This window comes from Paenibacillus sp. FSL R10-2796 (genome assembly GCF_037965315.1).
GTDB classification, from domain to species: Bacteria; Bacillota; Bacilli; order Paenibacillales; family Paenibacillaceae; genus Paenibacillus_AQ; species Paenibacillus_AQ odorifer.
Genome location: NZ_CP150178.1, coordinates 617,992 through 633,760, shown reverse-complemented (window position 1 = coordinate 633,760; position 15,769 = coordinate 617,992). Strand labels below are relative to the sequence as shown.

Sequence of the window (15,769 nt, the reverse complement as noted above, 5' to 3'; positions counted from 1 at the left end):
TGGAGCTTACTCTTCTATGAATTCGAGGGGTAAATAAAGCGAAAAACGACTCCCTTTACCCTCCTCACTTTCTAAAGTAATGAACCCTCCGAGCAGTCTGGCCAAATCATTACTAATAGAAAGTCCTAATCCTGTTCCGCCATATTTTCGACTAATTGTTCTATCCGCCTGTTGGAAGGCTTCAAAGATCATGGCATGCTTCTCTGGTGCAATACCTATCCCACTATCTTCTACCTCAAATACAATCCAATGCTTCACAATAGCTCTTTCCCCACGTTCCTCTTGACGAATACGGAGTGCGACATGGCCAGACTTTGTAAATTTAAAAGCATTAGAGAGCAAATTACGCAGGATCTGCTGAATCCGCTGTGGATCGGAATGAATCATTTGCGGGATATTTTCTTCCATAGCAATAGTAAATTCCAGTTCCTTTTGTTTAGCCGTGACAGCGAATTGCATAGCCAGGATCTCTGGGATCTCAATAACACTTAAATCTTCATTTATAATATCTAATCGACCTGCTTCCACTTTGGAGAGATCTAATATATCGCCAATTATCATCAATAATTCTTCACCAGAACGGCGGATAATGGCTGCATACTCACTCATTTCTGCTTCCGTAAGAGAATTATCATTGTCTTCAATTAATTGCGATAAATTAATGATGCTATTCAGTGGTGTTCGAAGCTCATGAGACATATTGGCCAGGAATTCGGATTTAAATTGCGAAGCCATCATTAACTGATCGGCACGTTCTTCAAGCGCTATCTTATTCTTATGCAGCTCCTCCGTCTGGGCGGACAGTTGTTCATTAGCACGCTGAATCTGCACATTCCGTAAGAGTCCTAATTGAAAGTCACGAATAATTAAGGAGAATAGAACACTTAGAATCAACCCCGCAGGGAAAGTAATCGGCATAATCTCTCTTATGTACTCTGGGGCGGGAATCACACCAAACACCATAATGTTGATTGCATTCATTACATTTACGACTAGAATCACGATCAAACCTTTGTTCACTATACATAAGCTAGATCGTCTGACCCAGTAGCTAAGCGCAGCACAAACAAATCCTAGAATTGACAAATTAATTGTACCAGCCATTGCTGCCTCATTTACTCCAAAAGTTAACCGTGTAAGACCTGTTCCTATACCAATCAAAACAAGAATGAAAGGATGCGGATAAGCCAGCGTTGAAATAATAAGTGGCACAAAACGTAAATCAAAAATCACATGCTCATCCAGCCTATATCCAAAAAGAGTACTAATCCACCCGGCAAAGATGGCTAGTAATACCCAGCTTACTTTCTTTATTCTTACACTTGCATTTGAAATGGTGCTTTTATATATAAGATTAGCCAAATAGGCTACAGCTATTAGCATCGCGGTGTTTCCAAAAAATATTTTAAGATAACCCATAGATTCACTCCCACCTTGGCAAAATAAATTACAACTTTCATCTCATAATACTACCATACTAAAGCCCTATTCGATAACTAACCGCCCAAGGACGCAGAAGAAGAGCGCAAATCAGATGCGATTTGCGCTCTTCTTCTGGAATTTTATTATAAACGTCATTAGTAACGAATTAATCGCGGTAGGATCGTCCCCAAGTTTGGTACTCTTTTTCCGCGTCTTCTTTCGTGTGTCCATAACGTTCTTGTAGTTTACCTACTAATTTATCCTTTTCACCATCAATTACGTCAAGATCATCATCTGTAAGCTTGCCCCATTGCTTCTTGGCCTCGCCTTTGAGCTGTTTCCATTTCCCTTTAAATACATTGTTGTCCATTATAAGCTCATCTCCTTAGCTGAATTAATTAGGGTAGGATCGTTATCCCGTGTTACCTTTACTTACCCTTCCCCATTCGCTATGAATCTTTCCGCCATTCATGGCATTAGCAAATTAAGTCGTATTCTGTCACATATATTTTTTAATTTATGTATTCAAATCTTTTAAAATTTGATATAATCCAGATATAAATTAAATATTTAATTTTTTAAGTGATTTATTTCACAAATGTTTTCCTAGTCCATGTGCTAGAATGCCATCGGAGATAAAACAACATCATTAAATTTTTTCCTAATGTATGCCGATATAAGTCATGATACTGTTACAAACGGGTAATAAGGTATGAGATTAAAGTGACAAATATCATTTATAAAGTGATTTTTATCACTTCGCTCGACTATTAAAATGTTTTACATTTTAATATATATATTTTAAACTATATTTTTGGAGGTCATTTGAAATGAAAAAAGCTTCTGTTATCTTGTCGAGCGCACTTATCCTTGGATTGCTCGCAGGTTGTGGTAACAACACAGACAACGCCGCAGCCCCTACTAACGCACCAGCTGAAACAACTGCTCCTGCAACAAATTCCGGTAACGCTGGAACTGAAGCTGGACAGTACAAAGACGGAGTTTACTACGGTACTGCTGACGTTGATGCTAAAACTGGCTGGCAATATTTCGCACTCTTAACTGTAGAAGGTGGAAAGATCACTAAAGCTGACTGGGATGCCTTTAACGTTAACACTGCAGGCGACCTGAAGAAAAAGGTTTCTGAAGATGGTAAATATGGCATGAAAGCTGGCGGTGCTTCTTCTGAATGGCACGAGCAAGCAGCTAAAGCTGAAGAATTCCTGATCGAAAAACAAGATCCAGCAGCTATAACTTTTGATGCTGAGGGGAAAACTGATGCCATCTCTGGTGTATCCGTACACGTATCTGACTTTGTAAAAGCTGCTCAAGCTGCTCTTGCTGCTGGTCCAGTAGAAGCTGGTCAATATAAAGACGGAGGCTACCATGCTGAAGGCGAAATGGACGCTGAATCCGGTTGGAAATCCACTGTTGACCTGACTGTTGCTAACGGTAATGTTGTAGCTGTTAAATTCAGTGGTTTGAATGCTGCTGGCGATGACAAGAAGCAATTCTCCGTTGATGGTAAATATGGTATGAAAGCTGGCGGCGCTTCTGCTGAATGGCATGAAGAAATCGCTTTGGCTGAAAAATACTTCCTTGAAAACAAAGGTACTGCTCCAACGCTTGATGCTGAAGGCAAAACTGATGCAATTTCCGGCGTGAGTATTCATGTTGGTGAATATTTTACACTTGCAGAAAAAGCACTCGAAGGCGCGAAATAATTTCGCAGGACCTTCTGCAGCTAATCAGACGAATGAGGTGAATTTCTCTTGAAGAAAATAGTCATTTTGGGCGGCGGCTACGGCGGCGTACTCACGGCTAAGAAACTGGCAAAGAAATTTAAGAAAAACAAAGATGTTGAAATTACACTGATCGACCGGAATCCATATCACACTCTATTGACTGAGCTGCATGAGGTTGCCGCGAACCGTGCTCCAGAGGATTCAATCAAGATCGATCTTAAGAAAATTTTTGCGGGCCTTAAAGTAGATGTTGTTCTTGATGAGATCAGCAATATCGATTTCAAAAGCAGAAAACTTAAGTCCGATAAAGCTACCTACGCTTACGATTACCTTGTAATCGGCACAGGTAGCAAACCAACCTTCTTCGGCATTCCAGGCGCAGAAGAAAACACCTTCTCCTTCTGGTCTTACGATGATGCGGTAGCATTGAAACGCCAAATCCGCGATATGTATACCAAAGCGGCTATGGAGAAAAATCCAGCTGTACGCCGTGCTATGCTGACCTTCGTTATTATCGGTGCCGGCTTTACTGGTGTCGAGCTGGTTGGTGAAATGGCTGAACAACGCGAGGAATTATGCAAGGAGTTCTTTATCGACCCATCCGAAGTAAGACTGATTGTGGCTGATATGGCTCCGAAGATTCTGCCTATCCTTCCAGATAAGCTGATTCAAAAAGCTGAAGCTCGCCTTCGTAAGCTGAACGTGGAAATCGTTACTGGCGCTAAAATCACCGAAGTAGGCAATGGTAGTGTTGCCCTTGGTGAGAAAAACGTCGTTGATTCCCAAACAATTGTTTGGACTGCTGGTGTTGAAGGCTCCGAAATCGTTGGTGGACTTGAAGTTCAACAACAAGGCCGCAAACGGATTGTTACGAATGAGAACCTGGAAAGTGTAGATCATAAGAACGTCTACGTAGTAGGGGACAACATTTTCTACATTCCTGAAGGTGAAACTCGTCCTGTACCACAAATGGTTGAGAACGCTGAACAAGCCGCTCCGATTGTTGCTGGCAACATTGCCGCCGACATTCAGAATACTGCTAAAAAAGCTTACAAACCAGGTTTCCACGGTACAATGGTCTCCATTGGTAGCCGCTACGGCGTAGCTAACGTTGGTCTGCCAGGTAAGTTCTTTATGCTTACTGGATTCATGGCAATGCTATCCAAACACTTTATTAATATGTTCTACCTGTCTCAGGTTGTCGGATTCAATAAAGTATGGACATATATGATGCATGAATTCTTCCATGTTGAGAACCGCAAGAGCTTCTTGGGTGGTCACTTCTCCAAACGTTCACCTAATTTCTGGCTCGTTCCACTTCGTGTTCTACTTGGGGGTATGTGGTTATATGAAGGTATTGAGAAGATCCAAAAGATTTGGAAAGATCCAGATAAGATTTTCTTGATTCCAGCTGCTCCTTTTGCAACGGATGCTTCATCAGCAGCCAGTGTTGCAGTAGATGCAGTTAAAGACACCGTAGATGCACAATCTGCAGCTTCAGCAGTATCCACTGCAAAAGAAGCAGTTGAAGCGTTGCCTGTACCTAACTTCGTATACAACATTACAAACTGGTTCATGGATTTGATGTTCTACAACAACGACGGAAGTTACACTTTCCTCGCGAAATGGTTCCAAATCGGTATGGTATGTGCAGAAATCGTCTTCGGTATTATGCTCATCGTTGGTCTCTTCACAGCACTTGCTTCTATAGCGACCGTAGGCATGTCGGTCATGATTTGGTCAACCAAAATGGCCTCGACAGAAATGTTATGGTACGTTGCTGCTGGTATTGCCTGCATCGGCGGATCGGGAAGCACACTTGGTCTAGACTACTATGTACTTCCTTGGCTTAAGAAACAGTGGAAGAGAATTCCGCTCGTCAGACGATGGTATCTATACACCGACTGATAATAAAACCCTGAATTTGTGTAATTTATCATATAGAACATATGTGCAAATTGTATTTTATTAGGGTTAAATATGGATATACTTCAGAGTAATGTGTCCCTAGGACACATTACTCTCCTTATTTACAAGAAGAAAATAACCTTCCTAATCCTAGGAAATGGTGGTTTTTTCTTGAATGAATGGTTTTGTAGGGATGATCGGGGTATGGTTTCTTCCGGCAAAACCGACAAGAAGGAGAGAATCTTGTGAACAAACAACTCATAGAAGATACCCTCCGGTTGTTGCATACTGAAATGTCACCTATTGCCGGAATTGAGCTTCAGCCCTCTCCGGCTGCATGTGAACAGCTAATCTCGGTACTGGAACGCCATGATCTGGAATACAGCCGCAAAGTCAATTTGCTGGGTATTTACACTATTCTCACTTTGGCAGCAGAGCGCCATATGGAATGTATCCCACATCATCCCGACCTTACACGCAACATTTTGGATGGAGATTATTTGTATAGCTTTTACCTGCAGTTTGCGGTGAAATGCCGTGAGCTCGACTTAGTTGCTTATCTAGCTCCTTCGATCAAAAAAATGCAGATTAGACGGTCAAATGGAGACTTCGCGGAACATGATCCAGCTACTGGAATCGAAGAGTTCTTGATTCAAGAGTGCAGACAGCGTAGTCGCACAAGCAAAGCCATTTGACAGGTGGGATCCATAAATGAAGCTGCATGAGGCCTTAAATATAGACATAAATGAAATCAACCGCGAAATCGTAAACCTTGTGACGCGTGATAAAGATGTACCTAAGAAATCTCAGCTCGCGCAAAGTGTTCTAGAGCTTATAAATTCCGGTGGTAAACGCCTTCGTCCCCTCATGGTCATTGTTGGCAGTCGGTTTGGCCGTAAGGATACCGGTCGCAGAGCGCTTCAATTAGCTGCTGCTGCTGAATTTATTCATGCCGCCTCATTAATTCATGATGATATCATTGACCGTTCTGAGTTACGGCGGGGCGTACCCGCCTTACATATTAAGACGGGTACATTGTCAGCAGTACATGTTGGTAATTACATGTCCGCTCGGGTCATCGAGCTGCTGAGCAAATATACAGGAGATAAAAACAGATACGTTCATGACTTATCCTCTGTAGCCACCGCTCAGCTGTGTCTGGGTGAATATCAGCAAATGGAACATGCTTTTGATTATGAAATTACAATGGATCAGTATTTGGAGAAATCCTTAAACAAAACCGCTCTTCTTATGGCAACCTGCTTACGGGTTGGTGCACTGTCCACTGAAAGCACCGAAGAAGTTGCCAATCTCCTTTATAATTTTGGAGAAGCCTTAGGGATGTCTTTTCAGATACAAGATGACCTGCTAGATTTCACACAGTCCGCCGATGTCCTAGGCAAACCTGCCGGTAGCGACCTGCGACATGGTCAAGTCACCCTGCCAGTGCTGTACGCCTTGCAGGACCCTAAGCTCTCGCCTGTGATCCGTGCAATCGGCCCGGATTCTTCCGACGCTGAAGTAGCACATGTGCTCACCCTAATTAACAATAGCGATGCCCTCGCTCGCGCTGAAAGGGTCAGCCAGAACTATCTGGATAAAGCTGCAGCTATTGTGCAGCAGCTCTCCTCCTACCCGGCGCATGCTGATCTGGAAACGTTGCTGCAATATTTTGCGGACCGTGATCGCTAAAGCGTACGATCTAATACAAATAAAAACGGATACCTCCATTCACTTGGGGGTATCCGTTTTTTTGCTTTAAACAAATCATTTCATTGATCTTGTCGCAAATTCAAACTGCTATTTTTCTGCTTCAACAAGACAAGCTAAACACGCAAACGCAGCGTAGCGCACATGAGCTAATTTAGTCATTCTACTCCATCGGATATAATTAGGGAAAACCTCCCTAAAATTAGCTAATAATCGTTCGAAAACCACGATATTAGGGAATTCCTCCCTAATAAAGTACACTTTAGCATGCTTTTAAGAGTAACCAGCTGTATTTCAGGGAGAAATTCCCTAAAACAGAGTCAAAGGATAAAAAACTCAATAAGATTAGGGAGGTTTTCCCTAATCTTTGCATTCAACTCGTAGCTTCCCCCTAGCAGAGCGGGGAACCGAGTCAACACAAAAAAAGAAAGCTAGCGTAGCCAGCTTTCCAATTCCCTTGCCTACCCAAAAGGGGTAGGCTATTGTCTTTTGTTGTTAGTTTGAGGGCAATGCGCCAATGCTCAGCCAGCCTGCTTACCAAAGCCAGTTCCCTAACTAACATAGAAAAAATCAATCAGCGTACACAATAATATCACTATGCTGATTACCTGATTTAGATTATAAGAAGCCACCTTCATCAGCTTACGATTCGAAGGTTTTATAATCTTATGCTCGGTCATCAGGAGCAATGTAGCGATACCAATCCCAACTAAATACATCCATCCGAGATCCTGCCATACGTATAGAAATAATAGCAGCATAATCATAATGAAGTGTAGACCTTTGGCGATACGCAGCGCATTCTCTAATCCAAAGAAGCTCGGAATAGACCATAACCCATGCCGCCGGTCAAATTCAATGTCCTGAGTGCCGTAGATAATATCAAATCCGGCAATCCAGAGCATAACTACCGTCCCGATCACAAACGGGGTAAATGCGATATTTCCGGTTACGGCAAACCATGCACCAATCGGTGCGGAAGCAATAACAAAGCCTAAATATAAATGGCTTAGAAAGGTAAAACGTTTTGTATAAGAATAAGTCGATATTAACACGATTGCTACCGGCGATAAGAGCAGGCAGAGCAAGTTCAGCATGCCTGAAGCCACAATAAAGATGGCATAATTGACAATAACAAAGACAACCACTTCTTTTTCTGCCAATAACCGTTGTGGCAAATGCCGATGTGCCGTACGAGGATTCTGTTCATCAAACGTACGGTCTGCCAGCCGATTGAATGCATTAGCGCCATTACGGGCACCGATCAATGCAATCAGACCCCAGATCATCACATGCCCTGATGGCCAGCCCCCAGCAGCCCACACCATCGAGATAATGGCAAACGGCAGCGAAAAAAGCGTATGAGAGAACATCACCAGTTCACTGAACATTTTAAGCTTTAGGCCTGCAGTTTTAAAAATGTTTAGAATAGCCATTCGTTTTCCTCTTTCTTCGCTACTTGAAATTCATTATATTAGTCATTAAGCTCCGCAAGGACTTCATTCAGGTTGTTAAGCAGCCCGTCGATATCCTCTTCCGTAATAATCATCGGCGGTTGAAAGGCTAGTACGTTGCGTCCTATGCCATTTTTGCCGATCAGGTATCCTCTGTCTTTCATCGCTTCCAGTACTTGATCTGTAAGCGCCGCAGAGCCTTCTGCATCCTCACCAGCAAGCTCCGCTCCCAACATAAGCCCAATTCCTCGTACATCCACAATAAGCGAAGGATAACGGTCTTGAAGGGTCTTTAGCCCTGCTTTCAATCGTTCTCCGAGCAGCACTGAGCGTTCAGGAAGCCGTTCATCGCGAATATAATCAAGCACAGCCAGCGCCGTTGCAGCAGATACCGGATTGCCTCCAAAGGTTGAAGCCGACGGACGGTTCAGCGCGAGAGCAATCTCATCCGTTGTCGCAAAGGCTGCCACCGGAATTCCATTCCCCAGTGCCTTGGCCATACTAATAATATCGGGCACTACGTCAAAATGCTCCATAGCAAATATTTTGCCTGTACGACCAAATCCAGTTTGAATTTCATCAGCGATCAGAAGCACGCCGTATCTCTCCAGCAACATTTTGACCTCACTGAAATAGGTTGGCGTTGGCATAATCATACCACCATTGCCTTGGATTGGCTCTACGATCATTGCGGCGATAGTATTCCCCTTCTCCTCAAGCACTCGCTCCAGAGATTCCAGGGATAGTGCAGCGGCTTCCTCTAGAGATAGTTCTGGATGATATGGGCGAGGAATAAACTCAACGTCATGATCCAAGTATTTATCGGTACGCCACATCGGCAGACCTGTCACACTCATAGTTAGATTGGTACGGCCGTGTAAACCACTTTCCAGTGCAATGAACCCTTTGCGTCCTGTATACATCCGGGCAAGCAGCAGTGCGCCTTCATTAGCCTCTGAGCCGCTGTTCACGAAAAAGGTTCGGCGTAGACCGCCTGGCATAACCTCTTCCAGACGTTCAGCCAAATCCACATTTGGCTGAGTTAAATAGATCGTAGACGTATGCTGCAGCTGCTGCAGTTGCTCAATCGTACGTTCAGTTATGGCTGGATTGCAGTGCCCACAGGCAACTACAGATACACCTGCGAAGAAATCTGTATATTGTTTGCCATTTTCATCATACACAAACTGCATCGAACCTCGCACAAGCTGAGGCGCATCGCGGTAAAAATGCTGTGTACACGGATAGAAATATTGCTTACGTTTTGCCGCTACGGCTTCTCTTCCGATGAATTCTTGTTGTTCCATGATTGATTCCCTCTCTTCTTGTGAAAATAGTAACTTATTCATAGAGTACTATGCATTCTTCTTACTAGCAGACGGTATTTTGCCCCAAAAAATAGAATTAGTTAAATTGCAGCGAACCTAGAGTATAACCCGCATAAATGGGCTCAAGACCACCTAGCATATCATCTTTCACTTCAGTACGATTCATAGCTTGTTGATAAGAAATTATAATTTCACGCAACTGCTTAGCGCTATATGTCGCTCCTTCAATACGGAAACTAGATATGCCTAGATCAATCATCTCACCAAGCAACGGCAAATAGCAGAGCTCCTTCGCGAACAAAAGATGGCAACGGCCGTGCTGATCACGATATACCGGATTTTCACCTTTGTCTGTTTTTAGAACCAATACATTATTGTGCACATATTGATTATCCTCTTCAGCGATAGGCTCCATTACTTCAGTATTCTCATAAAGGTCATGTTCCATATACATTAGTGCAGGTGTACCATGTACAACAACTTCCAAAGGCGTGTCACAACGCGAGGCAAAGGTAGCAAAGTGCTCCAGCGTCATTTCCGGTGAAACCGAAAGCTGAGTTAAACCTAATTTTGCATATAATTGGGCTGAAAGATGATTGTAGACATTTAAACTACCATCTCCAATTAACGGATACCCTGTAGAACTGTATCTGCGAATCGCTCCCAAATTAGTAACGATTAGACCGTCGATCGGCAAGCGTTCTCCACCAAGCAATTGATCATATTGATCAAAATGCAGCTCGGTCATCATACGTGGCAACCCTAAATAGATTTTGCTATCGCCTTTTAGCTCACCAAGTTCCTTAATATCACGTTTTGTAAAAGGTCTGTCCGGTTCAAATACATCCCCCGGCAAGTATAAACTATCCACACCCAGCTCCAATACTACGCGCGCCTGTTCCATATTATTCACACGTACAGCCAACTTAGCTTTTGTTGCCATTGGTTTCTTTTCTTGCGCCAAACGTTCCCGCAATTCCTCTACACGTTTTTCAGATAGCTCACGTTCTGCGGTTGGGGTGCTAAAAACTTTTCCAGTGCTATAGAATTTGCCCGTACCTTCATAACGACGGTTAATGTTAGCTAACCCTGGTTTACCAAAAGCATAAGCTGTCGAAAAGTCACGCTTGCGATTGTTGTACAGCTCTTTAGTATCAACCGTACGATCAAAGCCAATCGGATCATCGATATATCGGTCAATGGCTTCGCCGTAGCTATTCGCCAGCATCACCATAAAATCCTTATCACGCATACGGCCTTCTATTTTGAAGGAAGTAATACCTGATTCAATCAATTCCGGAAGATGCTCATACATAAACATATCTTTGACAGCCAGTGGATATTCAGCAGGATATACATATCCGTCTTTTTTAACCCGATAATCCCAGCGGCAAGGCTTCATACATTTTCCCCGGTTGCTGCTCATGCCAAAAACATGGGAACTGAAGTAACAATTTGCACCATGCACAGAGCACATATCCCCGTGAATAAAATATTCCAGCTCCATACCACTCCGCTGACCAAGCAGCTTAGCTGTCTGCAGGTCCATTTCCCGCGAGGTAACTACACGAGTTACACCCAGATCACGCAGCGCAAAGATCATCTCCAGGTTGTGAACATTCATCATTACAGAAGAGTGAATAGGAAGGTTAAGCTCCATCTCCCGAATAAGCTCCAACACTGCCATATCCTGAACAATCAAGGCATCTGGCCGAGCACCATCAAGGAAACGCAAGTATTCTCTAGCTTCCTCCACATCTTCCTCACTAAAAAGATTATTCACAGTGATATACACTTTTTTGTCTAGACGGTGTGCGATATCAAGTGCCTCTACGATCTCTTCATGAGTAAGATTATAACCTTTACGCATCATTCTCATATTCAATACAGGTCCACCAAAATAAACTGCATCACACCGTGATTGGATCACTTCCTTGAAAATCTCAAACGTTCCTGCGGGTGCGAGTAATTCGACTTCTCTACCGTTAAAATAACGTGCCATTCAAGTTCCCTCCCAAGTTGATACTACTAATTAGGGAATGAGTATTATAACAAAGCTACTGCAATTCCCATGACCACAAACATCCCAATAAAAACAGTATCGAATTTGCCCCACCTTAGGCGGTGATACCGACTGCGGGGAGCATCCATGCGAAAACCGCGGGCCTCCATGGAATACACCAGATCCTGAGCACGCCTAAAAGCACTGGCGATAATCGGGACCAGCAGGGAGACTAACATCCGTCCCTTTTCCTTCAAAGGCAGCTCTTTTAGATCGGCTCCCCTTGAGGCCTGCGCTTTCATTATGATCTGCGATTCATCTAGAATCGTAGGAATGAAACGAAGTGAAATGCTGATCATCAGCGTGATACGGTCAGGGGATAAGCCAAGCTTTTTGAAGGGTGTCAAGATCCCCTCCAGCCCTTGATTCAGCTTCCCCGGCGTTGTTGTGAAGGTCAGAAGCGCTGTAAAGGTGATAAGAAAGAACATGCGGATGACCGAAAATGCCCCTAATCTTAGCCCTCCCTCATAGATAGACCAGGAACCAAGAGTCAGCATTACCTCCCCTGTCTTTACAGACACCACCTGCACAATAAAGATAAACAACATTAAATAACGTAAAGGCTTAGCTGCTTTCAGGAAGTATTTAAGCGGAATCTTCGTTGAAGCCATAACGGCTATCGAAAAAATAGCCAGCACAGCCATGGCCATCCACGAACGTGAGAGCAGGATAACAGCTACGTATAATAGCATGCCAGTGATTTTGGCACGAGCATCCAGCTTGTGCACCCACGAACCGGTCTCAATACTCCGACCTAAGATCAGTTTCTCATTCATGGTCATCCCTCTTTCCATCGGGCTTACCAGTGCTTATTGATTCCGCTGGCAGCGAAGCTATAAGCTCTGCCAGACTCTCAGCCGTCAAGCGGGGGGCTTCATCCACAAGACCTAAATGATCAGCAACTGCATGCCAGTAACGAAGGGACTGCGGAACCGTCAAACCACACTGTTCCAGAATCGAAGGATCATCTGCAAGCGCCTTTACACTGCCCTGAAACGCCGTGCTGCCCTCTTTAAGTACAACCCAGCTGTCCGCATATGGCAATAACTCATCCATCCGATGCGTAACGATAATGATCGTTCTGCCCTGCTCACGGCATAATCGCTCCAGCAAGCTGATTAGCTCTGCACGGCTAATGGGATCAAGCGTTGCCGTGGGCTCATCCAGAACGATGACCTCAGGGTCCATAGCTAGCACGGAAGCGATAGCCGCCTTACGCATTTGTCCACCGCTCAATTGGAAAGGATTCCGCTCTAGCAGTGCGAGATCCAGCCCCATATCTGACATGGCCTGACGTGCACGTGACTTTGCCTCTTCGAGACTCATGCCGAAATTAAGGGGACCGAAAATGAGATCCTTTTCGACCGTATCTTCGAACATCTGCTGCTCCGGAAATTGAAATACCAATCCGACTCGGCGGCGCAGTGGCATTAGCTTAGGTGACTTCTCACCAGCCTGAATGGTTACATCAAGCACTTTTACCGTACCCTCGGTTGGTTTCAGTATCCCGTTAAACAATTGCAGCAGCGTCGATTTACCTGAGCCCGTCGCCCCCGCAATACCAACCATCGAGCCAATGGGTACACTGAGGTTAATGTCCCGGAGCGCCGTCAGCTTCCAGAGGCTTCGGTCAGCGTAGGTGTAACTTACTTGCTGTAATTCTATGGCCATAACGTATCTATAAGCTCCTTTTCACTGGTCGGAACATCCACATGAATGCCCTGGTTCTGCAGCTCGCGTGCAAGGCGCCAAGAATAAGGTTCACGCAAATGACATTTTTCCAGAAGCTCCTCGTTCCGGAACAACTCCGCCGGTGTAACATCTGCAGCCAAACCACCTCCATGCAGCGCAAGCACCCGATCCGATGCCAAAATCTCATCTGCATCATGCGTAATCATGAGGATCGTGTACTTCCCTTCTGCCCGCATATCCTGCAGAATACCGAGAAGGTCATTTCTGCTTCCTTCATCCAACATAGAAGAGGCCTCGTCAAAAATGACGATGCCTGGTTCCATAGCAAGAATGGAAGCAATAGCAACACGCTGCTTTTGGCCTCCCGACAGCTCACCCGGATGCTTGGACAACAGATGATTTATTCCTAGTCTCGTCGTATAGGAGTGCAAACGTTCAGCCATCTCTTCGTACGGCAAACAAAGCCCTTCCAGGCCGAATAGGATATCTTCCTCTACAGTGGCTCCAATAAACTGATTATCCGGATTTTGGAACACCATTCCGATACATTGCCGAATGCTTCCGATCGTTTCCTCACTAAGCAGCATGCCACTAACCACAATCTCACCAGCCCCCTTAGGCAGCAGAGCATTGAGCAGCTTGACCAACGTAGACTTCCCGCAGCCATTAGGACCAACCAAGCTGACCCATTGTCCTTGAGAGATAGATAACGTTATATTGTGAAGAATCGGATGCTCGGGATCATAGCCAAACGATACCCCATCCAGAGAGATGACTGCTTGTCCCTCTCCCTCTAAGTCTTGACCTTCGTATGATTCATTCATGTTAGTCATCCTTCCGCTGATGTGACTAATCAGTCCAAAAATTCTTCAAACAGCGATATTTTTGACAATGACGCCACCAAATAACGGACTGCATAGCCCACGGCAATTCCTGTTACTACCCCAGTGATCAGCAGCATGGGAAGATAATAAAAAATACTAAGTGATGCAAATACCATAGAAGCTGCCAGCAGCTGACCGATATTATGCGCAATCCCACCGGCTATACTAATTCCGATCAAGCTTATACTCTTACCTTTGCCACTAATCAGCATCAGCACAAACATAACAACAAAGCTAAAAAGTGAACCAAATAAACTAAACAGCAAGCTTGAGAAGGTACCTAGCAGAAATGCAGTAAGCAGTGTTTTGAGGATGACAAGCAGCAAAGCATCCCGTCCACGTAAAAAGTAAATACAAGTCAAAATCATAATGTTGGCCAGTCCGAGCTTAGCACCCGGCACCAGTCCCATCCCGGATAACGGAATCTGTGCCTCTATTAAACTTAACACTACTGCCACTGCGGCGAAAATCGCAATAATCACTGTTCTTTTTAAAGCTGTTGCAGATTCACTACTGGACATAGGCATCTATATCATCCTCCCCCGACGCACTGGTGATTTCGACTAATACTCTATGCGGTAGACAGACAATCGTCTGTTTGGGCAGGGTAATAAAACCAAAACCTAGGCAAACTTTATCAGCGCAATCGGCATCGTACATTTCAATCCCGTAATCATGCACCTTCAAAATGTTATAGCCGCGTTCCGTGCGGACCTCAATGGTTTGTTCTTCTTTTGTAAGCTTTACCGTTTTAAATAACTCACCGTCCACCGTTACATTGGCTATGAGATTTTTACCGGCCCCACCTTTGTCATCATTGTCCGAAAACCATCTCGGTACGAGAAAAGCGAGCGCAGCAATCAATACGATGGAAATCAGCCACACATCTGCGCGTTTCATAAAAATCTCCCTTATTTTTTAATTAAAATCCAGACTTATTAATTATAACGGTCTACCCTCAATCCTTCAATCAATGTTGGAGTTTATTGTCAGTTTTAGAGAGCTGTTCACAAAATAGGCACGCAAAATAACCCCAGCAGACACAACCCATTCGTCTCTGGCATTTTCAGTTGAAGTTTGTAGCGTTTGCAAAAATATCCAACTTACATTTTAGCCCATTTGCACCGAGATCGCCCATCTCCTCTGGTTTACTAGCTTTTCCGGAATAATTCACAATTAACCCAATTTAAGTTACTTTCAAAATCTAAGCACCCCTTATCGAGGTTTGTTCCTCTCTAGAATCAAATAAACCTTATCTTGGAATTCATTATTATATTTGCCTTTTAAACAATAGTGTGTTATATTTATATGGTATTTGTTTTTCGATATATTGAATATCCCCACCAAGAAGATGTCAGGCCGACTATTATACACATCGGCATTTTGGACAAAGAGGCTTTATGTTTTCTTGCAGTACTCTTCCTTTTTATGAGATTAAATTCGAAATATAGCATTCCGATTCACACTGGCGCGGTCAATGGAGCCGCAAGGGCAAAAGAGAGGTAGGGCTTTTGTCGTATTGGAAGGATTATTCTCGCCACACGGCTGCTGGAAATAACAAGGA

The 15,769-nt window shown here is 44.0% G+C and carries 14 protein-coding genes; 4 read left to right on the top strand and 10 right to left on the bottom strand.

Annotated elements, in window-relative coordinates:
* Positions 1–6: 6 nt before the first annotated feature.
* Together NST58_RS02970 and NST58_RS02965 are read right to left on the bottom strand one after the other, a co-directional pair.
* Entirely contained in the window at positions 7–1,419 is a 1,413-nt protein-coding gene (locus NST58_RS02970; protein WP_076179738.1) for an ATP-binding protein, read from the bottom strand.
* A 169-nt stretch (positions 1,420–1,588) separates the two neighbouring features.
* Positions 1,589–1,792 carry a CsbD family protein gene (locus NST58_RS02965; protein WP_036682530.1) on the bottom strand — a complete coding sequence of 68 codons (204 nt, stop codon included), beginning with the start codon at positions 1,790–1,792 and terminating at the stop codon, positions 1,589–1,591.
* A gap of 460 nt (positions 1,793–2,252) precedes the next feature.
* Between NST58_RS02965 and NST58_RS02960 the strand changes: the two genes are divergently transcribed.
* From NST58_RS02960 to NST58_RS02945, 4 genes are all read left to right on the top strand, one after another.
* The gene (locus tag NST58_RS02960; protein ID WP_076124505.1) at positions 2,253–3,146 is read left to right on the top strand and encodes an FMN-binding protein; all 894 of its coding nucleotides are present in this window, start codon (positions 2,253–2,255) and stop codon (positions 3,144–3,146) included.
* A gap of 48 nt (positions 3,147–3,194) precedes the next feature.
* Positions 3,195–5,075, top strand: coding sequence for an FAD-dependent oxidoreductase (locus NST58_RS02955; protein WP_076124507.1), 1,881 nt, complete (start codon positions 3,195–3,197; stop codon positions 5,073–5,075).
* A 245-nt stretch (positions 5,076–5,320) separates the two neighbouring features.
* Positions 5,321–5,770, top strand: coding sequence for a hypothetical protein (locus NST58_RS02950; RefSeq protein ID WP_076124508.1), 450 nt, complete (start codon positions 5,321–5,323; stop codon positions 5,768–5,770).
* A 16-nt stretch (positions 5,771–5,786) separates the two neighbouring features.
* Positions 5,787–6,767 carry a polyprenyl synthetase family protein gene (locus tag NST58_RS02945; protein ID WP_076124510.1) on the top strand — a complete coding sequence of 327 codons (981 nt, stop codon included), beginning with the start codon at positions 5,787–5,789 and terminating at the stop codon, positions 6,765–6,767.
* Between the two features lie 569 nt (positions 6,768–7,336).
* Here the strand turns inward: NST58_RS02945 and NST58_RS02940 are convergent.
* The 8 genes from NST58_RS02940 to NST58_RS02905 form a co-directional block, all read right to left on the bottom strand.
* Positions 7,337–8,221, bottom strand: coding sequence for a UbiA-like polyprenyltransferase (locus tag NST58_RS02940; RefSeq protein WP_036681005.1), 885 nt, complete (start codon positions 8,219–8,221; stop codon positions 7,337–7,339).
* Positions 8,222–8,259: 38 nt separating this feature from the next.
* The gene (locus tag NST58_RS02935) at positions 8,260–9,546 is read right to left on the bottom strand and encodes an aspartate aminotransferase family protein (RefSeq protein WP_339246148.1); all 1,287 of its coding nucleotides are present in this window, start codon (positions 9,544–9,546) and stop codon (positions 8,260–8,262) included.
* A 97-nt stretch (positions 9,547–9,643) separates the two neighbouring features.
* Positions 9,644–11,569, bottom strand: coding sequence for a U32 family peptidase (locus NST58_RS02930; protein ID WP_339246146.1), 1,926 nt, complete (start codon positions 11,567–11,569; stop codon positions 9,644–9,646).
* Between the two features lie 44 nt (positions 11,570–11,613).
* The gene (locus NST58_RS02925) at positions 11,614–12,405 is read right to left on the bottom strand and encodes an energy-coupling factor transporter transmembrane component T (RefSeq protein ID WP_076138201.1); all 792 of its coding nucleotides are present in this window, start codon (positions 12,403–12,405) and stop codon (positions 11,614–11,616) included.
* The gene (locus NST58_RS02920) at positions 12,398–13,300 is read right to left on the bottom strand and encodes an ATP-binding cassette domain-containing protein (protein ID WP_339246142.1); all 903 of its coding nucleotides are present in this window, start codon (positions 13,298–13,300) and stop codon (positions 12,398–12,400) included. The genes NST58_RS02925 and NST58_RS02920 overlap by 8 nt, the downstream gene beginning before the upstream one ends.
* The gene (locus tag NST58_RS02915; protein WP_339246140.1) at positions 13,291–14,145 is read right to left on the bottom strand and encodes an ATP-binding cassette domain-containing protein; all 855 of its coding nucleotides are present in this window, start codon (positions 14,143–14,145) and stop codon (positions 13,291–13,293) included. The genes NST58_RS02920 and NST58_RS02915 overlap by 10 nt, the downstream gene beginning before the upstream one ends.
* 29 nt (positions 14,146–14,174) lie before the next feature.
* Entirely contained in the window at positions 14,175–14,732 is a 558-nt protein-coding gene (locus NST58_RS02910) for a Gx transporter family protein (RefSeq protein WP_076124520.1), read from the bottom strand.
* On the bottom strand, positions 14,716–15,105 hold the full coding sequence (locus NST58_RS02905) for a NusG domain II-containing protein (RefSeq protein WP_036681022.1): 390 nt from the start codon (positions 15,103–15,105) through the stop codon (positions 14,716–14,718). The genes NST58_RS02910 and NST58_RS02905 overlap by 17 nt, the downstream gene beginning before the upstream one ends.
* Positions 15,106–15,769 lie beyond the last annotated feature (664 nt).